Raw genomic sequence first — 20477 nt, forward strand, 5'->3', positions numbered from 1 at the left:
TCAATTAAAAAAATTTCTTATTTTTTTAGAAGAACAAACAGGTTTTACAGATAATTTTTCTTCTAAAGAATTTCCCGAAGAAGCTAATAGATTTGATTTTTATGATGCTATATATAATTTAATTAAATATTCAAAATAAAATGACATTCCAAACTGACCAAGAAGCTATTGATGCTTTAAAAAAACACGAAAATCTTACTCAAGACGTGCTTAAAATGCGTAATGATTCTAAGGAATTAAAAGCATTAGTAAATGGTGAGGGGTTTATTGACGAGTTACTAGAAAAAATTGAATTTATAGAAAGCGACAAAAAAGCAAAAGCTAGAATGAAATTTAGTAGAAGTATTCAAGATACTTACGCTAGAATTTTTCAACCAATAGAAAATATTTACTACGCTACTGGCGGAATAAAGGAATACGAAATAGAAAACAAAGAATTAAAAACAAAGTTCCTTACCAAAATAGCTACTATTCGAGATGGTAAAACATTATCGGAATGGGTGCAAAATAAAGGAATACAGATTTTTAATACTGACCCAAACGGTTTGATTTTCTTGGAATATACTACTAAAGATAAATTCGATGTTTACCCTACATACAAAAGCATAAATTCAATACGTTATTATGAATCAAGAGGGCAACAAGTAGAATTTGTTATTTTTGAGCCTTTTGTTAAAAACGAAAAATATCATTTTAGAATAGTAGATGATTTATGGGATAGAACATTTATTAAAGATGGTAATGAATGGTTAATTCAACCTGATTTATCTTTTAAACATCCTTTTGGAGATTGCCCTGCTTTGGTTTGTTCTAATATTTCTTATGTAGGAGGTAAAGAGAAATTACCCGCAATTAATAACATAGTAGGAATATCAAAAGAATTAGCAAGAGACCAATCTATATTAACTCTTTATAAGATTTTCAAAGGATTGCCGTTATTTTGGAAAGTAGTTCAAATGTGTGGGGATTGTGGAGGTTCGGGTCAATCAGGAGATGAAAAATGTGGAACTTGCAACGGACACGGAAAGTATATTGGAAAAAACGATGTTACAGATGTAATTGAAGTTCCATTACCAGAGGGAGAAGAAAAACTACTTACAGGAGATAATATTGGAGGTTATTTATCGCCAGATTTAGAAACTTGGGCTAAACTTGAAGAAACTATTGACAAGTTAGAAGAGAAGATGTATAAATCACATTGGGGTACATCATTCGGGATTAGAACCAATAACAATGTAGAGAAAACGGCTACTGAAATCATTTTTGATAAACAACCTTTCGAGAATCAGTTAAACAAATATGCTGATTTTGTTGAATATATCGAATGGAAATTGTCTGAATGGATATTGAATTTATACGATACTCAAAAAGACCCGAAACAAAGTGCAATTACCATTAATCTAGGTAGAAGATACGTAATAGAAAGTTACGATGTTCTTTTAGAGCGTTATGAGTTAGCCGTTAAAGCACAATGCAATAACATTATATTAGATAAACTTTTTGAAGAGTATCTGTTTTCAAAATTCAGAAACAATCCAATAGATTTACAAATATGCCTTATAAAAGCAAAATGCGAACCCTACCTTCATACAACATTAGATAATACAGCTTTGATTTTTGGCAATATAGAGGCTCAAAGAAAAGTATTGTTTCAAGAATTTTGGATAGGAGTTACAGACTATTCAGATGTCGATAAAATTAAAAAAGAATTTGAAGTATGGTTTAAAGGTAAAAAAATCATAGTTCCAATAGTTAAAGAAGTAAAAACAACAATTTAAATCAATAAATATGCAAAAACAAGGTCAATGCGGTGCTTACCGTTTATTTAAGTTAGGAAAAGGTGTTGGAAATACGTTTTCTCACGATTATAAAAAACTAGAAAGAGATTTGCACATTGTAAATCACGACTACGCTGATTTGATAAACAAAAATTCTGTTATCAACGGATCGCTTTATGAGTATGACGAAAAATCAAGCAAATTGTATTGGGAAAAGAAACCTTACAGAGATGTTAAGGAATTTACAGAGTTTGAGGAAGTGAAATCAGAAGAGGTTGAATCTGAAATTGAAACATTGAGGGCTGAATATTTGTTATTAAGCGGTAAAAAAGCTCATCATTTATGGAAAGAAGAAAAACTAACTGAACTTATCGAAGAACTAAAAAAATAAAATATGGCTTTAGAAAATATTGCAGAGATAGAAAAAGCATTTGGACTTGAAGAGGGAAAGTTTAATGAAATGTTTAGTTCGGAAGAAAAACATTCAATAGACTTATCATCATTATTAATCGAGCCAAAATCCATTTACGAGGAGAGAATTGCAAATATAAAAACCAATTCTGCGACTATGGCAAAAGAAGTGGCTATTAAAGAAATTAAAAAAGCACTTGGATTAGAATTTGAAGGTAAGAATGAAACTGTTTTAATTGATGCTTTAAAGTCTAAATTTGAAACAATAAAAACAGAGGTTATAAAAGACCCTGAACAACGTTTCACAACTTTAAAAGCTGATTTTGACAAACTACAAGGTAATCTTATAGCTAAAGAAACAGAGTTTGAAACTTTTAAAACTAACATCGAAAATCAATCTACTTTAAATGAAATTAAAAACGATTTTACAAAACACATTCCCGATAACGTTCTTGTTTCAAAATCTACAATTTTTACCGAAGCTAAGGAAAAAGGATTTTCTTTTGAAAGGGAAGACGGAAAAACAGTTATAAAACAAAATGGAGAAGTCTTAAAAGACGATAAAACACTTTCGCCTATTGGAATTGATTCTTGGGTAAAAGAATTTGTAACTCCATATTTAAAAACAGTTGAGGGAGGTTCAGGTAAAAAAGACGAAACCCCACCAAGTAAAGCGGGTTCGTTTGAAGCCTTACAAAAAGAAGCTGAAAAAAATAATTGGGATGCTACAAAGTTCAATGCCGAGATGTCAAAACGTATAAAAGATGGAACTCTTTCAATGTGATGAAGTATTTAGAATGGTTTTTAATGCTATTCTTAAAAAAGAAAGCATTAGTAGTAAAACAAGAAGCTATTTTTGAAAGACAAAAAGCAATTTCTGACTACGATAAAATTAAAAAAATAAACGAAAAATATTTAAGTAAATATTCAGGAAGAAAAAGGTACGTAAAAGCACCAACTTATTAAAAAAAATGTTTATCTTTGAATAACGTCTTGTCGCTTTGTGATGTTGTGAGGTTCGGAAATACATATTTTCTGATAAAAAAAGTTTCAATGCGAAACAAAAACGTGATGATAAAACAAATCTCACAATCTCTCAAAACGACTGTTGGCGAATCGGTTTTTAACTTTAACTCAATACTATGCCATATTTCAAAACTCTTACAGAAGAAGAAGATAGTAAGTTTCAATTTTCACTTCCTTCGCTTTATTCTTTTAAAGATTTAACAGAGGAAGAACTTAAATTTCTTAATGACCTAAACGAGTTTTCAACATCTTTCAGAGATATGGAACAATTACGAAAGTTAGTTAAGGAAATGTTTAACTTGTAAAAACTGTTAAGACAAAACTTTTTTCTTTGTCAATTTGGTTTTCTTCAAGCAATTCAGTAACAACTTCGGTTGCTCTCAATGTAGATATATTTTCACATACGCTGTTTACTAAAGTTGCAAATTCTGTTATAGAATTAAATTTAAAAACATTTTCTGTAATGTCTTTTTTATTTGAAATTTTAAAACTAAATTTTGGAATTGAATCAAAAGACATTTCTTTATGATTTTCCTTTATTCCGTTTGCTTTATTTAGTATTTCTGTTAATCTTTCTAATTCAGTCATATTGTTTATGTTTAAAAGTTCAAATCGTTAATATTTTTATTTATGAAATTCATTACTCTTTTACTTGACAATATTGCAGATAAAATAACGAATGTTAATGGAATTAATATTTGCCACCAAAATTTTACAATAAAAGATATGATTTTATTATTTTTATTGTCATTTGCCTTAGGTTGGTCATTATGCTTAATTTCAGTATTTTTTAGATTACTACGGGATAAATAAACACCGCTAATATCTCCACCCACATAAGTATCTGCCAAAATCGTGTTAGGATGTTTTAATTCAAAATAATGTCTTCCTCCTTCTGTTAGCATAATATCCGAATTTCCTTTTATTGGAAATTTAGCTAAACCATTTTTATCTAAATCACTTCTGATTTCGTATTTTAAATAGTTAAATTGTCTTTTTTCTAGTTCGCTTAACTCTAATTTATTTGCTATTTCGTGAATGCAAAAAGTAGAAAACTTTGGAGCTTTTTTAAGAATAAGTTCAATAAACTTTTCTTTGGTTTCGCTTTCTCCGTTTGGAAATTCTGGAGCATTAATATTCCCATAATCATTTATTTTAACCATAAATTGTTTTTTCTGTTTCCGTGTTCGTTCTCTAAACTGTTCGCCAACAATAGCTATAAGATGGTTGCCTATTTATTCCAATAATTCGGCAACTATCTTATAGCTATAATTAATTTTATTGGCTTTTTATTTTTATATTAAAACTTTTATTACATTTGTAAATGAATTGCGGTAATGTTAATTCGGATTCGGGCGGTATAGCCTAAACGTAAAACGAATTTTAACATTAAATCAAAACGCAATGGCAAATCGCACAACTGCAAATTTAGTGAAGGCACAAGTTAAATTACTTGGTGCTTTTCAATCATCTGAACTAAGATTCAGAAATCCTGCTACATATTTAGCTTTAAAAGCTATGTCAGCACTTATGTTTCCTAACTACCAACAATTAAGAGTTAGAGAGGACAGAACAATCGAAACCAACTACGCTAAAAAAGGTACTCGTTCTTTGGGTACAGGCGGAAGAATCCACAACCACACAGGTACACACGGAGATACTGCGGTATTGACACCTACTTGGGTAACCTACGATGACAAATTTGCAATGTCGTTAAAACAAGCTGATAATAGTTTGTATAATGCACAAGAGCAAATGAATCAAGAAGTAACAGACATCATAACCAATTTTATGGAAGGTTACGAAACGTTAGCTACAGCTTATTTATTTAACAACCGTTCAGGAGTTAACGTTGCTACTTATAATGGTACGTTTGATGCTACTGATGATGTTTTTGAGATTGCTGTTGCAAATGAAACATTAGCAGTTCAAACTACTGAAATCGCTATTGATGCTAACAAATATCCAAAAGGAGCAGTTGTTTTCTGTGATTCTATTTCTTACGGTAAATTCTTGTATCAAAAAAATCAAGGTGGTGGAAACAACGCTAATTTATCTTATCAATTTGATATGAACGGACTTACTTTTGTTCATTCTATTGGATTAGGAGCATTAGCCGCAGGGCTTGTTTCTGCTTATTCTAAAGGTTTTTGGCTTGTTGTTCCAAATGGAACGGTAGCTACATTGCCTTGGATTCCAGTTCAAAATAGAGTAGGCGTTTCTACAAAAGAAAACGAATACACTAATATTTTGAATCCTATTGATGGAGAAAGTTATGCTGTTCACTCTTACGAAACAAGAGTAGATGGAACTTCTGTAAATGGTTACACGCAAGATGTATTGTCGCAATATCAATTTTCACAAGACATATCTTTTGCTAAAGCACCATTAACGACTTCTACTGAAACTCCAATTTTAGCTTTCGGAATAGTATAATGTTTACAGCTACCAAAATAGCGGATGGATTATTAGGAATTGTAGGGTTTAGACAACCCTACAATCCTAACTATGCTATATTGGATGAGGACAACACTACTAGTCTTTCAGGTTTGTTTGTAAATGATAATCCTTATGCAAAGATTGAGTTTTTAAAGGACACGCAAGATTATAAAGACATTTCGTATGATGAGTTTAACGCATTATTGAAAGATATGCAAAAATCAAGCTCTATAAGTATTTGTAGTCAAGTTTTTAATGAGTTTGATTTTATTGACAGGGGATTGATTTATAAAAATGCTTCAAACAAAATTGGAGTAGAAACATTACCTAATGGATTTGTTGGATATAAAATAGAAGTTTCACAAGCAAAAAATACAGCGTTCTCTATCAATAGAGTAATTCTTGACTTTAATGGAACAGGAACTTTTACTTTACTTTTATTCAATACAGGTAAAAAAGTGGCTTTACAAAGCAAAGTTATAACAATAGCATCCGATAATCAAGTAGAAGAACTAAACTGGGTACTAGATAATACAAGTACAACTTACAAAGGAGACTACTACATCGGATATGTTTCAACAGGAATTGCAGTAAGTCCTTTTAAAAGAGAATGGAACAACGCTAATGTAATGAGCAGTTTTAAAGAATTGTGTTTAGAAAAGATATTTGTTAAAAACCATACAGGTAATCAACTGTTTAATTTAGACTTAATAGAAGGACTATCACAAGACACAGGATTGAATTTAGATATATCGATTTATGACGATTATACAGATTTTATCCTAAACAACAAGATGCTATTTGCAAAAGCAATAAGTTTAGAATTTACTATTCGATGCTTACAAATGTATGTTTCTTCTATTAGAAGTAATACAAACGAGAGAAAATCCCAAGAGTTATATCAGAAAATAATGATAGAAATTGAGGGAACAAAAGGTAGTGATAGTTTAATATCTGTTACGGGATTGAGAGAACAAGCGATTGGAGAAATTTCACAATTGAAACAAGAGGTTAAGAAATTAAAAATAGGTTTTACAAAATCAAGACAAATCTTAACTTATACACTTCAATAAAATGAACCTAACAAAAACAAACCCAATAGGACTTGATATTGTGATAGATAATATCCAAAGTAAGGTCTATGAGTTAAAAGATTTATGGGAAGTTGATTTACAAGGTTATCCAAGATGTCAAATCTTAACCAATAACAATAAAAAAACTATTGAAGCCTATTTAGGGAATAACGATTATAGTAGTTCTTTAATTTTTGCAGAACAAAACAAATTTTTTGTATTGGCTGGAGAATCAATAGAACACGTTTCCAATAACTACTATAAAACTACTATTGAAATATATTTTATGTTGAATTTGAGTGAAATTTACCCAGATATAAAGCATAGAGCAGACGAAGAAGTTAGAGTTGATGTTTTGAATGTTTTACACACTATTCCAAACATAAACGTATTTAAAGTAGAGCATAATTCGGACAAAGTATTTGCAAGGTTTAACAACAGAATTAGTCAAACTTTTGAACACGAATACACAGACGATATGCAACCGTATCATTATTTTAAAGTGTTAATTGATATTTTAGAATACGATATAAACCAAACAAGTTGTAATTAATAATTTAAAAAAATAAAAAATGGTACTAATAAATCAAAAAGACTGCTTACTAAGCAGAAAGAATTTAGGAATTTCAGACTGTATCTTACAAGAGGGTAGATTAACAGGTTTTATCATCGTTCCTAAAGGTTGGTCAATTGACTTGACAGCAGACACGTTCAATTTATTGTATGTAAACGAGCAAATCCAATTAGGTAATTTTGTTCCTGTATTGGGAGCAGTAGAAGCTACAAACGGCACTCCAGAGGCTACAACCGAAGAGTATCAAGGAGGAGTTAAATCAGTAGTTCGTAATGGACTTCCTGAATATAGCTTTAAGTATTTGAAAGGTTGGAAATTTGCAAGTGCTTTATACACTTACAATTCATTCCAAGCATTTGATGTTCTTTATGTTTTCTCTAGCGGTTCAATCGCAGGAGCAACAAACGGAACTACATTAAGTGGTTTTGACTTAGGAATGTTAAACTCGGGAACTTATATGTTTACAGATGGAGCAACAAGCTCTAGTGTAACCGTATCAATGCAGTTGGTAAACGAAGAGCAGTTTAATAGAGATTACGCTATATTAGATGCTTCTGTTTTGGATTTCAAAGTAAACACAGACATTTACCCAATAACAGACATTGCTATAACAGGTCGTGCTGATGTTTCAGACCAAAAAGTTTACTTCAAACCAGTATTTGAAACCAACAAAGCTACTACTTTAGGAGGAATTGCAATTGCAAACCTAAGAGTAACGGTAAGTGGAACTGTAAGTACGATTACTGCTTTGTCTTTAAGCTACAACGCTTCGACAAAAGAATGGAGTTTTACACCTACTACTACTTTGACTACTTCAACTCCTGTTATTGTTGAATTGTATGATAGTGTTGAAGCTGTAAGTGCTGCTAAAATTGGTGCAAAATATTATCGAGGAATTTCTGCTTCCATTACGCCTGTTGCATAGTAAAAAAGAATATCTTTGTATTGAATGTAATGCCACTTAGAAATGAGTGGCATTTTTTTTTAATTTAAAACTAATAAAATGGAAATATTTAATGTTCAGATTTTCGGAGAAGATGCTCAAGAGTGGTTAAAACTATGTAAAGAGCAAAAAGTAGAATGGATTTTAAAGCACACAAATCAAACTAACTTAGATGTTATAAATGAGTTTGTGTTAAATCCTAAAATTACAAAGGACTGCAAGTGTATGGATTGCGGTAAAAAGAAAGAAGTTGTTGTAGTTGCAAAAAAAACAATTAAAAAAAGATAAATGGCAAGTGCTGCTGAAATATTAAGAAGGCTTAAATCCGTATCTCGTATTACTACATTACGGGATATGGTTTATGATGAATTAATAAAAGAGGAGCATACTCTTGTAATGTTAAAAGAACAAGATTTTTTAGAGGGGGATATTTATGGTAGTGGGGCAAAAGACACCTACGCTTCCAAGATTTACGCACAAGAAAAATTTAAAAAAAATCAAAGAGCAGGTTTTGGAAATGTAGATTTAATAAATACAGGTGCGTTTATCGATAGTTTTAAGTTAAACAAGCCAAAAGCAAATAAGTATTTATTTGGAGCAACCGATCCAAAAAGAAATATGCTTGTAAAAGATTACGGAATAGATATTATGGGATTGAACCAAGATGTTTTCGATAAATTTCAAAAAGAGATTATCGCACCAAGATTTATAAAAAAGTTAAAACAAGTAATCAATAAGTAATATGCCAAAGTATAACGCTGTATCAAACATACCCGCTAAATTATTTTTCGATGTTTTATCCGAAAAGGATTTTAAATTACTAGAGCCTTTTGAGAATGAATCCGAAGAAGAAGTTGAGCAAGTATTTGTTGGGATTTATGATGAGTATTTCTTGAAGAGTGAGAATCCGAAGTCAAAAGAGTTTTTGAGATTACGTCAAGAGATTGCTTTTATGACATATAAGATTGAATCAATAGTTCAGGTTATCGATTTTTTGCTATTCAATACAACGACAAAGGAAATGAGAATTACGCTCTTAGAAAGCCTAATTTCAATCGGAGTAAACATAAATTTAGAGAATACATTTTATGATGAGGTACAAAACGTGTTACAAGTTGAACTCGGCGTAATTACCAATGATTTGAATTTCGCAAAAATGGATTTGAAAGAAATTACAAAAGACAATAAAGACAAAGTATTTGATTTTTATGAGAGTTTAGTCGGGTTGGAGATGGTACACGAGAGAACACTTTCTGACGAAATGATATTGAGTAAATATATTGTATATGAACGATTAGCAATACAAAAATCGGAAATGCAAAGAAAGAATAATAAAAAATTTAATACCTAGAAGTTATGAGCGAATTTATAGAGATTATCAGTCCATTAGCTGAACAGCAAATTAAGGATATAATGATTCAAGTTGATAAACTTGCGAAAAAAATAACTGATATTCCTAAGTTTCAACTTTCTAATACTCCTAGTGGGTCGGAGAATAATATCAATAAATTAACAGGCGACTTAAAAGCTCAAAATAAAGAGTTAGACGAAATAAAAAAACGTTTACTTACGATTACATCTCTTAATAAACAACGCTATCAAGAAGAAGCAAAACTAATAGCAGACCACGATAAGGCAATAGTTTTTCAAACACAAAATGAACTAAAGGCAGAAAAGGCATTAACACAATCGAAAATATCGGAAGCAAAAGCAAGGCTTTCATTAATATCGTCTTTAAATAAACAGCGATATTCAGAAGAAGCAACATTAACTGCTGGTGCTGAAAAAGCAATGTTGCATAAATACCAAGAAGAATTAAAACAAATCAAAGCAAAACAATCATTGATTTATTCTTTAGGAAAACAACAGCAACAACAAGCGGAACAAGAAGCTAAATGGAGCAGAACAGGTGCAAGTTCTGTTATACCCGGAATGTCGCAAAAGATTTCTGATTTAAAAGCAACACAACAATCTGTTTTAGCAAACGAAAAACTAAGTCGTGCTTACGTTGAATTAACAACAAGAAGAGAAAAAGCTAAAAACAAACTTCAAGATTTAATAGCAAGTGAACAAGCATCAACTGCTGAAATACGAAAAGCACAAAAAGAGTTTGACATACTAAACAAAAAAGTAGCTTCTGCGGATAAAGCAGTAGGCAGATTTAGTGATGCTAATCGTAAAATAAATGGACTTGCATCAAGTGTAGGTAATTTAATGACTGCTTTTGGGGTAGGTACAGGTATCTACTTAGCAATGGATATAGGTAAAAGTATATATAACACTACAAAAGAATTACAAAGTCTTAATTTGGCTTTAAAAATGGTTTCTGGAACAAACAAAGAATATGCAGAAAATCAAAGTTTCGTTCAACAAGTTTCAGAAAAATGGGGATTAGAAGTAAAATCACTTACACAACAATATACTCAATTTTACACAGCTTCTAAAGGCTTACTTTCGCAAGAATCAATTAAAACAACTTTTGAGGGAATTGCAAAAGCGGGTTCTGTAATGGGATTAAGTTTAGAAAAACAAAAAGATGCTTTCTACGCTATTGACCAAATGATGTCAAAAGGTAATGTAACTGCGGAAGAATTAAAGAAACAGTTAGGTAATGCAATGCCTGGAGCAATCAAAGCTGCAGCGATGGCGTATCAAGAACTGCACCCACAAATAAAAACCATTCAGGAAGCAGAAAAAGGACTATACGAAGCAATGAAAAAAGGAGCTTTGGATAGTGCTACATACGTTCCTTTAATCGTTAAAAACTTAAATAAGATTTACGGAATTGAAATGCTAGATAAAGTTGATACTTTACAGGCTAGTCAAAATAGACTACAAAATTCTTGGACTGATTTAGTAAAGTCTATGAATGAGAGTGAAACGGGGGGTATTAGCCAATTCTTTAGGTTGATAATTGACGGGGCAACAGACGCTATTAAACAAATAAAAAGACTTAATACAGAAAAAGCAGATTTATTTAAACAAGCAAGAGAAAAAGGAAATGTTCAAGGCTCTAATTCATATAAGAAACAGTTTGATGAATTAGTAGGAGATAAACTAACTCAAAAACAAAGAGAAAATATAAGAAAGGAAATTAAAGAAACAGAAAATCTTATAAAAGCAGGTTATGATTTATCTCAAGAAGGCGAAAAAAATTCAGAAAAATTAAGAAGGTTACACCAAAAAATAGGAACTGGAACTGCTGAAGAAGTTAATTTAACTTTAAGAAAAGATGCGTATAAAAATATAATTATACAACAAAAAAGACTAAACGAATTAAAAGCCGAATCTGATAATTATTCTACGTTATTAGGGGGTAAAGGAGGGAGAGGTATTAGTTTTATAAATAAAGACATAGAAGAAGCCAATAGATTATTAGGTTTTTATGAATCAGTTTCAAAATCAGCAATAAACTATAAAGAAATAGTAAAAACAACCCCACCGCCTAATGGAGAAACAAAAGAAGAACAAAAAGCAAGATTAAAAGCCGAAAAAGACTTTGCCAAAGAAAGAGAGCAATTACTTAAAGACCAATACGATGCTGAACTTTCTAATTTAACTTTAAGAAAAGAATCGTTATCAGACCATTTAAAAAACGAAAAGAATTTTAATCAAGAAGAAATAAGTATTTTTAAGTTTGGAACAGATGAGAATATAAAATATTCAATGAAACTTGCTCAATCTGAAATTGCAATTGCGGAATTAGTTTATAAAGAAAAGAAAAGACTTGCCGAAAAAGAGATTAAAGATAGAAAGTTAACTCCAAAACAAGGAGAAAACCTAATGACAGTTATCGATAATGAGTTTGCAAAAAGTACAGCCGATGCTTTGCAGTCAAGTGCTGATAGGAATATAAAAACATACGAAACATTTTTTAAATCATTAAATGATACGGCAAAAATAGAGGGCGATGCTTTTGAAAAATCAATGGATAAATTTAAACTTACTCCAGAACAAGAAAAGGAATTAGAAAGAATAGCAAAATTATTAGACAAATCAAAAGAAGATATTAAAAATTACATAGCTTCTTTTCAAGTTGAGTTAGGGCATAATTTAGGTTTTGATGAAACAGCTGATTTTTTCCTTAAAATGGACGAAGATGGTCGAACAATGTTTGATAAGCTAAATCAAATGGCGGACGGTTCAAAAGAAAAACAAATAGCTACTTTTCAAGCGATAGCAGAGAGCGCACAAGAAATGTTTAATTTTATTTCTAATGCTTCACAAGAAAATTTTGACCAAGAATATGCCCGTTTAGAAAAACAAAAAGAAGTAAGGTTAAAATTCGCTGGGGATAGTGATTCAGCAAAAAAGAAAATTGAAGAAGATTATGAAAAAAGAAGAAAAGAAATAGCAGTAAGAGAGTTTAAAGCCAAGCAAAAAATGGCTATTGTAAACATTGCTATCGATACAGCACAAGCCATAGCCGCAACTGTTGGTAAAACGGGATTTTTTGGAATACCATTAACTGCTATTGTAGGTGCTTTAGGTGCTGCTCAAATAGCAATTGTTGCATCACAAAAAATACCTGAATATTGGAAAGGAACGGATAGTGCAGAAGCAGGATTAGCGTGGACGAATGAGCGTGGAGCTGAAATTGTAACCGATAAAGCAGGACATATTAAAGATTTTGGAGATAATAAAGGGGCGAAATTAACGATGATGGAGAAAGGCGATAAGGTATATACATCAGAACAAACCAAAAAATTGATGTTCAATAATGAGTTGAACTCAATAATGATGGATAATGGTATTGGAAACACACCGCAAATAGTCTTTAATTCAGGAATTACAAAGGCTGAAATAGAAGAAGTAATGATGAAAACTTTAGGAAGTATGTCGCAAGAAAGCACTATTATAGATGGCGATGGATTTAAAAGAGTTATTTCAAACGGACACAGTAGAACTATTACTAACAATAACCGTGTAAGCGGTCGAGGAATAAGAGTATAATGGCAAAAGAAAAATTTTACTTAGATTTTATTTCAGACGGTTACGGCAAAGTTCAAATAGATGAGCCTATTGGTTACAGCAATACTTTTTTTGAACTTAAACAAAAAGACAAAGGGTACGGCAGGGATATTTCTTTTGCGGGTGGCGAAGAAAACTTTGAATTTAGTTATTATCGGGAGCATTACATAGATAAATTACTTTACTATAATCATAAGTTTGGCTTTGAAGCAAAGGTAAATCTTATTATTGAAGTTTCAGGAATTGAAAATATAGTAGGAGAATTAGACTTTGCAACCGCTACAACAGACGATTTTCAATACTTTAAATGTAAAGTAATTCAAGATGCGGACTATCAAATAATCAACAGAAGAAGAGAAACGAAAGTTGATTTAATGAGTGTTGTAAACGTTGATAAAGATGCTATTGATGCTATCGAGCCTAAAAATATGCTTTTATTGAACAAGCCTATTTATCAAGTGAGTAGTTGGAATAATCCATCAAAAAGAATAGTAGATAATAAAAAGTATATTTATGTAAATAATTATTTTAACATAACTCAAAGTGTCGTTAAAAGTGATTTACAAAATAATTTTATACCTTATTTAGAAGTTTCAGAAAATGTAGATGATTTTAAAATAATCACATTGAATGACAGTGCGAAAAAAGTTAATTTAAAAATAGAAAACCTTAAAGTTAGAATATATAAGGTTTTTAATTCTGATTTTTATCAAGGAAAGAATTTACAAGTAAATATGCTTTATGGTCAAAACATAAACAATGCTACTTTAGTTAATTTAAAAAGTGTAAATTTTACAGCTAATGATATTTCTATTGATTTTTCTGGAGATTTTGAGATAGGAGATATGAAACGAGGAGATAGTATTTGGTTATACATTTATTCATTTCATATTAAAGATAATGTGAATTTTTATAATAATCCTGCTTTTGAAATAGAAAGCGGTGATGTTTCTATTTCAGCAACTACTTATGCTTACAACTCTGTAACCCCTACATTTAGACTTATAGACGTAATGCGACAAGTAGTGAAGTCTATTTCAGGATTAGATGTTTACGCTCCAAGATTTGATATGGATGGGGAGTTTTACGATAACCGATTATTTAACGGTAACTTTTCAAGAAACATAACCGCAAATGGATTTAAGATTAGCCTAAAAGATATTGATGATTCTTTAATGGAGTTGAATTGTGATTGTGAAATTTCTCACGATGGCAGGATATTTTTTGGGAGCGAAAAAGATTTTTACACCGATACCGAGTGTGGTTTTTTTGACAATACACAGTTTTCAGAAATGAACAAAACCGCAAATCCAAGATTCACAGTAAATGAATTTTGGTATATGTATAAAAGATTCCAATCCCTTAAAGAAAAAGAAGAGATTAATAGTGCCGATGTTATTCACGGAGAAAGCAAAATGACTTTCTATAATAAGCGTGTAGAGAATAAAAAAGAAATTTCGGTTGAATGGTGTAGAGATGCGTTTTTGATTGAAGAAAACAGACGAAAATCGCTTGAAATTTCAGAAAGTACAGCTTCGCAAAATGATGATGATGTATTTATTATAGATTCAATAAACACATTAGATGATGTTGCTTTTGATGAGGTTACGGAATTACAGCACACCTTTATTTCTATTACTCAATTATCTTTAAAAACAAAAGGCGATGTTAACTTTAAATCAATGGGAATGACTATTGGCGGAATATTTAACATAAAAGCACCCGATAACAACACAAGAGAATACACTATTTATGAGGTTTCAAATAGCGAAATAAAACTAACAAAAAATAGCGGTGCGGATTTAGGGGCAAATAATGACGGAATTAGAAGTACATCATATTCATATACACTTGACAAAGATTTCATTCCTTTTACAAATTACACAAATCAAGGGATAACCGCTTTTAATCTACAAGCAAATGAAAGTTATTCTAATTTAAGATATTCAATAGGCAGAAATATTTATAATTATTGGAAAGAGTATATAGCAACGTGTAATTTATATTGGAAAGACAGAAAAGTGATTAATAGTTGGTACAAAAATAATCCAAATTGCACGACTGTGTATCAAGGTAAAACTATTATTGAAGCAGAAGATTTTGACACGAGTTCAATAAAACCTATTTTATCGCCTTTTTTATACAATCAACTTATATTCGCTAATGTAGAGTTTGAAGATTATGTAGAATTGATTAAGCAAATTAGAACAAAACGAGGTTTTATAAGATTCATTGACAACAACAAAAAAGTAATAAGAGTTTATCCTATCGATATTAAGTGGGGAGTTGAGAAAAAAGAATTGACTATAAAAGGCGAAGAAAAATACGAACCTACTTATATGACTATCGACACATCAAATCTATTCACTTTGGTAAATAATGAAACTAGAATAATGAATATCACTTGGGATATAGTGGACGATAAATTGACTTTGTATGATTCTAATAGATTTAGATTGTATAATCCTGTATGGTGGAACGAAGTTTCTATAAACGGTGCTAAACCTATTTCTGTGGCACAATTAAAAGAATGGTTAAAATTAATTCCATAAGATAAATTTTATATGTAAAAAAATTATATATTTGTACTGAATGTAATGCAACTCCAAAAAAGGGTTGCATTTTTTTGTTTAAAACCAATGGTAGAGCCTTTAATCAGTTTAAAAAGAACATTAGAAGAAGCATTGTCTTTTAGGGATAGTCCTATGAACCATTTTTATAGCTTTAAAGGAGTTCAGCTTTTACCGAATAACAACACTAAATATGTTCAAGTAACCGATATTGAAGATGGAATAAATTTAGAGAATTGGACAGTTTATGCAGTAAGTTTGAAAAGTGGGGCAAAAACAGACATAACGGATTCGTTTAATGTAGAAAGCCTTACAAATAGTGATGATGGAAGTCCGCAAATATATTGGAGTTTACAAAATGTAGAAGTTGATTTTGGTTACGATTGTATTTATTTGGAAGTAGAGCAGACATTTGGGGAAACGTTTTACTCAAATCCTTTTATGATAACAGATTATAAAAAAGAAAGAACGACACAATTTCATTATAAAACAAAAAAAAATGATGTGATGCAGTCTATCGGTATGCAAAGCTACTTTAGACAAATACAAAGAAGTGAGGAATTAACACAATATTACGAAACTTCAACAAGTACAACTGTTTCGGTTTCGCAAAAATTAAATAAATTAGAAAAGCATTATACGGAAATAATGCCTTTAGAAAATTTAGATTTGTTAATGGATATATTATCAAGTCCTTTTATGTATGTTGATGGAATTAGAGCGAGTTTATACGAAACTCCTAAAATGCCCGAATTATCAGCATCGCAAAACTTTGGACAAATAGATTTTTTAATAAGTCCTAAAAAATGGGATATTTATAGCGAACCACAACCAAGTAAAGGGGATTGGTTAGGTACAGATTGGTTAAGTACAGATTGGAAAATTTACACACCTTAATATAAAATTATGGCAACAAGAACAGAAATATTAGCTTTGATAAATGGAATTACTACAGGAAGTCCAAATACAGCTTTAGAAATTAGAACGCTATTAACCGAAATGGTAAACTACCCAGTTCAGATTGGAACTATACGACAAAAAGATGTTACAAACGCTTATATTGTAGCTAATTTTGACGGAACAGGCTTAGGAATTAACGAAGAGGAAGGGTGGGCTTTGAGAAATAGTCAAAACGGAACAAGAAATTCACAAGGAAGAGTTAATATAAACTACGACCCTACAAATTACCCTACTATGGGAGCGACAGGCGGTAGTAAAGATGCGGTAGTAGTGGCGCACAGCCATACAACTGCTATAAAAAGACACACAAACGGAGCTGGTGTTATAGGTTTGTTTGACCAAGCTAATGGGGGTGCTGATGAAGTTTACACATCTTCAACTACAGGTGTTTCAGGTACGGATAAAAATATGCAACCTTATATAGTGGTTTTAGAAACAGTATTCATAGGTTACGATTAAAAAATAAATTATGGCGAATACACTTTTAATTGAGAAAGAAACAGGAGGATATTATGGATTCACACTAACGATTGATGGTGTAGTTCAAGATAAAATCCGTAATATGTTTAATGATGCTTTTGGAAAGAATAATCTAGTAACTATTAACAATTCTACTGGAGCAAATCTTGTTAAAAAGCAAAACATAAGTGTATTTGATATTACTTTGATAGCAAGTGGCACGTTTACCTTTAGTGATATTGATGATTTTTTAGTTAAATTAATTGATATAGGATTCTTTGATTGGCGACTTGGAACGGGTGGTGGAAGTGGTGCAACTCGATTTGATGATTTATTAGATACATTTCAGTATTTCGGTCAAGATGGTAAAGGCGTTAGAGTAAACGAGAGCGAACAAAAGCTTGAAACTTACGATGTATACAACTATCGTACTATAACGGATTTAGAGGACACTTATGATGTAGGTATTCCAAATAAAATGCTTGTTACCGATAATGATGGAAATGTAGCTTTAGAAGATAAAATAACAATACCACAACCTTATTTAAATTCAATAGGCTCGTTTCATTACGCAGATTTAGCAACGCAAACAACGCCTTTCACGGTTATTGCTAATGTTCCTAAGAAACTTACTAATGATGGGGCAGGTGATGGAACAAATATCTCTAATGCGCCTTATGGAGTGCCTATTATGCTTAGTAATACAGGTAGTCTTTATTTTGGGGATTTATCTATTGGGGATTTGGTTACTTTTAGACTAGACGCTAAGTTTACAACTACAGGAGCAAATCAAACGTATTCTTATTATATTGTTTTTGGTGTAGGAAGTGGAAGTGAGTTCACTAGATATATGACTGATTCACATAAAAAAACAACAGGGATTTTAAATGAATCAGGCGTTTTAAGTTTTGATATTGAAAATCAATTAATGAAAGACTATTACGCTGATGTGTATATAGTTTCAGATAGAGACGGTACGATAGTTATAAATGATTTTTATTTTGAGGTCATTAGAAAAAACATTAATGTAATAGATATTGATGGGTTAACTGATTTGTCCGCTACTAGAACGCCTACAAATGTTTCTATTGAATCTAGCACGGGAACACCAGCTGTAATTGGATTAGGAAACGGTACAAATGCAGGGTTTTCTTTGAATGATTATACAAGTGCGGAGAAATCTAAATTATCAGGAATATCAACAGGGGCAAATGTTGGAGTTGTGCCAAATACAGCTATTACAGGAGCGACAAAAACTAAAATAACTTACGATTCAAAAGGATTAGTTACGGCAGGAACAGATTTAATTGAATCAGATATTCCAACACTAGGACAAGCAAAAATAACAAACTTAACAACTGATTTAGCTTTAAAAGCACCATTATCAAGTCCTACTTTTACAGGTACTCCATTAGCACCAACAGCAACGGCAGGAACAAATAACACACAAGTAGCCACAACTGCTTTTGTTTCAACCGCTACAACTAATGCAGTTTCGGGAAAAATGAATACGCCATCAGGAACTGCAAATTTTTTATCAAAATTCTTAACAGCGTCTACGATTGGAATATCTCGAATATTCGACAACGGTACTTTTATAGGTATTGGAACTGTAAATACACCTACTAAAGATATTACTTTAAGCAATAGTTCTGATAAAGAAATAGGGGTTGAAAATTCTGAATCAACTACTATTGGTAAAAATTTTAAAGTAAATGCAGGAAGTACAGTTAATTATATATTGAATCCTAACGTAACCGCTATATCCTCCACTATTTATGGCGGTTGGGGAAATGCCACTGATATAAATGGGGATGTCTTTTTTAATGATTTTAGCGTAGGTGTTAAAAAAATAGTTCACGGAACAAATAACATAACAGTCGTTTCAACTCCAGCTTCTATAATTTACAGTCAAGAAATAGCTATAGGATATGATAATTCAATTTATCAAATTTTTCAAGGGACTAATGTATTGTATAGAAATGCAGTAATATTAGCTGGAGCTTCAGGATATGCTGTGTCGGGTATTTTTGCATCTAAACTTTCTAATAAATTATATGCTAGTTTTAACGGAAATATAAATTTTAGCACAAATAACGGAGTAAGTTTTACATCAATACAATCTGGAAGCATTACCGCTGGAAAAATATGTGAAGATTCTTTTGGAAATATTTACACTTTAATTAATGGGTATTTATGGAAACAAACAGGAGGCACAGGTACTTTTTCAAACACAAATACTATAATGCTTGGCGATTATTTAGCTTGTGATTCTAATAATAAAATATATTCCGCAACAACCACTACGCTTTACTCTCTCGCTTATAATTCAACAGTTTACGTTGTTGAAAAAAACTTAACTGGTATGAGCTTTTTAACTGGAATCGCAATAGATTTAGATAACCGAATTATTTTCACAAGAGGGACTAATCAAGGCAGTATCCAATATCAACTTTCAACAGCTGTGTTAGGAACTCCTGACTTAAACGGAGGTATATTAAAACTTGAGGCTGGTACTGGTAAGGGAGCAGGTCAATCTCGAATAGAATTTAATACAGGTCAAAAAACAGCTTCGGGTACCGCTATGCAATCTTTAACAACACGAGGTTATATAGACGAAAACGGATATTTTGTTTACATAATGAATACTTATGCGGACAATGCGGCAGCTGTAAGTGCAGGTTTACCTGTAAATTCATTTTATAAAGACAGTTCAGGAAATTTGAAAATAGTTTTTTAACGGTACGAATTGGATAACTTAACAAAATAAAAAATGGCAAATATAGCAGACCACAAAAAAGGGCAAACTTGGAACGGATTTGAGGTGACTTTAACAAGAGAAACAGCCCCAAACAGTGGTGTTCAAGAACCTATTGACTTAACAGGCGCAACTATTGTTTCACAATTTAAAACAACCCCTAAAGGCGGTGCAGTATTTGAATTTAAAACAAGTGATAGTTCAATTACTATGCCTAATGCAACATTAGGTAAATTCGTTTATATGCCCGTTATAGATATGAACTATCCATCTAACAATTATGTGTTTGATTATAAGGTTATTTTTCCAAACAACACGAGGTTAGTTAGTTCTATTAAAGGTTTTAGAATAATTCAAACAGTAACAGTAACGGTATGATAACAGAAACAATAGAACAGACTATAATTGATTACTCTAGTAATATAGTTCAAGAGGTTATAATTCAAGAGGAAACTATTTCTGAACTTGGACAAATAGGACACGGCGTGGCTAGTGGTGGAACGACAGGTCAAGTT

General features: G+C 31.3%; 19 protein-coding genes. 17 read left to right on the forward strand and 2 right to left on the reverse strand.

All coding sequences use genetic code 11. The annotated features are described in order from the left end of the window. The first annotated feature begins 140 nt into the window (after positions 1 to 140). The 4 genes from ACKVOD_RS06835 to ACKVOD_RS06850 are packed head-to-tail and all read left to right on the forward strand — an operon-like array spanning position 141 to position 3155. Positions 141 to 1778 carry a hypothetical protein gene (locus ACKVOD_RS06835; RefSeq protein WP_409208722.1) on the forward strand — a complete coding sequence of 546 codons (1638 nt, stop codon included), beginning with the start codon at positions 141 to 143 and terminating at the stop codon, positions 1776 to 1778. Between the two features lie 10 nt (positions 1779 to 1788). Beyond that, complete coding sequence (locus tag ACKVOD_RS06840; RefSeq protein WP_409208723.1) at positions 1789 to 2169, forward strand: hypothetical protein; 381 nt, start codon at positions 1789 to 1791, stop codon at positions 2167 to 2169. 3 nt (positions 2170 to 2172) lie between these two features. Continuing rightward, entirely contained in the window at positions 2173 to 2973 is an 801-nt protein-coding gene (locus ACKVOD_RS06845) for a hypothetical protein (protein WP_409208724.1), read from the forward strand. Then, the gene (locus ACKVOD_RS06850) at positions 2973 to 3155 is read left to right on the forward strand and encodes a hypothetical protein (RefSeq protein WP_409208725.1); all 183 of its coding nucleotides are present in this window, start codon (positions 2973 to 2975) and stop codon (positions 3153 to 3155) included. The genes ACKVOD_RS06845 and ACKVOD_RS06850 overlap by 1 nt, the downstream gene beginning before the upstream one ends. Before the next feature lie 354 nt (positions 3156 to 3509). On the opposite strand, the gene ACKVOD_RS06855 is transcribed toward ACKVOD_RS06850, so the two are convergent. Next, positions 3510 to 3803: a hypothetical protein gene (locus tag ACKVOD_RS06855; RefSeq protein ID WP_409208726.1), complete on the reverse strand. Its 294-nt coding sequence runs from the start codon at positions 3801 to 3803 to the stop codon at positions 3510 to 3512. Between the two features lie 11 nt (positions 3804 to 3814). Continuing rightward, positions 3815 to 4378, reverse strand: a complete 564-nt coding sequence (locus ACKVOD_RS06860; RefSeq protein WP_409208727.1) for a hypothetical protein — start codon at positions 4376 to 4378, stop codon at positions 3815 to 3817. 241 nt (positions 4379 to 4619) lie between these two features. On the opposite strand from ACKVOD_RS06860, the gene ACKVOD_RS06865 reads away from it, so the two are divergent. The 13 genes from ACKVOD_RS06865 to ACKVOD_RS06925 all read left to right on the forward strand — a co-directional run bounded on the left by ACKVOD_RS06865 (position 4620) and on the right by ACKVOD_RS06925 (position 20340). Beyond that, on the forward strand, positions 4620 to 5651 hold the full coding sequence (locus tag ACKVOD_RS06865) for a hypothetical protein (RefSeq protein ID WP_409208728.1): 1032 nt from the start codon (positions 4620 to 4622) through the stop codon (positions 5649 to 5651). Continuing rightward, positions 5651 to 6727: a hypothetical protein gene (locus ACKVOD_RS06870; RefSeq protein WP_409208729.1), complete on the forward strand. Its 1077-nt coding sequence runs from the start codon at positions 5651 to 5653 to the stop codon at positions 6725 to 6727. Before ACKVOD_RS06865 ends, ACKVOD_RS06870 begins: the two co-directional genes overlap by 1 nt. A gap of 1 nt (position 6728) precedes the next feature. Then, positions 6729 to 7280, forward strand: a complete 552-nt coding sequence (locus ACKVOD_RS06875; RefSeq protein ID WP_409208730.1) for a hypothetical protein — start codon at positions 6729 to 6731, stop codon at positions 7278 to 7280. A gap of 19 nt (positions 7281 to 7299) precedes the next feature. Beyond that, positions 7300 to 8226, forward strand: coding sequence for a hypothetical protein (locus ACKVOD_RS06880; RefSeq protein WP_409208731.1), 927 nt, complete (start codon positions 7300 to 7302; stop codon positions 8224 to 8226). A 78-nt stretch (positions 8227 to 8304) separates the two neighbouring features. Beyond that, on the forward strand, positions 8305 to 8532 hold the full coding sequence (locus tag ACKVOD_RS06885) for a hypothetical protein (RefSeq protein WP_409208732.1): 228 nt from the start codon (positions 8305 to 8307) through the stop codon (positions 8530 to 8532). Further along, the gene (locus tag ACKVOD_RS06890) at positions 8533 to 8985 is read left to right on the forward strand and encodes a hypothetical protein (protein WP_409208733.1); all 453 of its coding nucleotides are present in this window, start codon (positions 8533 to 8535) and stop codon (positions 8983 to 8985) included. It begins immediately after the preceding gene. Position 8986: 1 nt separating this feature from the next. Next, a complete protein-coding gene (locus ACKVOD_RS06895; RefSeq protein WP_409208734.1) occupies positions 8987 to 9595 on the forward strand; it encodes a hypothetical protein in 609 nt (202 codons plus the stop codon). Between the two features lie 5 nt (positions 9596 to 9600). Beyond that, a complete protein-coding gene (locus ACKVOD_RS06900; RefSeq protein WP_409208735.1) occupies positions 9601 to 13197 on the forward strand; it encodes a tape measure protein in 3597 nt (1198 codons plus the stop codon). Further along, positions 13197 to 15767 carry a hypothetical protein gene (locus ACKVOD_RS06905; RefSeq protein WP_409208736.1) on the forward strand — a complete coding sequence of 857 codons (2571 nt, stop codon included), beginning with the start codon at positions 13197 to 13199 and terminating at the stop codon, positions 15765 to 15767. Before ACKVOD_RS06900 ends, ACKVOD_RS06905 begins: the two co-directional genes overlap by 1 nt. Positions 15768 to 15854: 87 nt before the next feature. Next, complete coding sequence (locus ACKVOD_RS06910; protein WP_409208737.1) at positions 15855 to 16682, forward strand: hypothetical protein; 828 nt, start codon at positions 15855 to 15857, stop codon at positions 16680 to 16682. 9 nt (positions 16683 to 16691) lie between these two features. Continuing rightward, complete coding sequence (locus tag ACKVOD_RS06915; RefSeq protein ID WP_409208738.1) at positions 16692 to 17204, forward strand: hypothetical protein; 513 nt, start codon at positions 16692 to 16694, stop codon at positions 17202 to 17204. Between the two features lie 10 nt (positions 17205 to 17214). Beyond that, positions 17215 to 19944: a hypothetical protein gene (locus ACKVOD_RS06920; RefSeq protein WP_409208739.1), complete on the forward strand. Its 2730-nt coding sequence runs from the start codon at positions 17215 to 17217 to the stop codon at positions 19942 to 19944. 33 nt (positions 19945 to 19977) lie between these two features. Then, positions 19978 to 20340, forward strand: coding sequence for a hypothetical protein (locus ACKVOD_RS06925; protein ID WP_409208740.1), 363 nt, complete (start codon positions 19978 to 19980; stop codon positions 20338 to 20340). Positions 20341 to 20477: the final 137 nt, after the last annotated feature.

It is taken from the genome of Flavobacterium sp. (genome assembly GCF_046155325.1).
Classification (GTDB): domain Bacteria; phylum Bacteroidota; class Bacteroidia; order Flavobacteriales; family Flavobacteriaceae; genus Flavobacterium.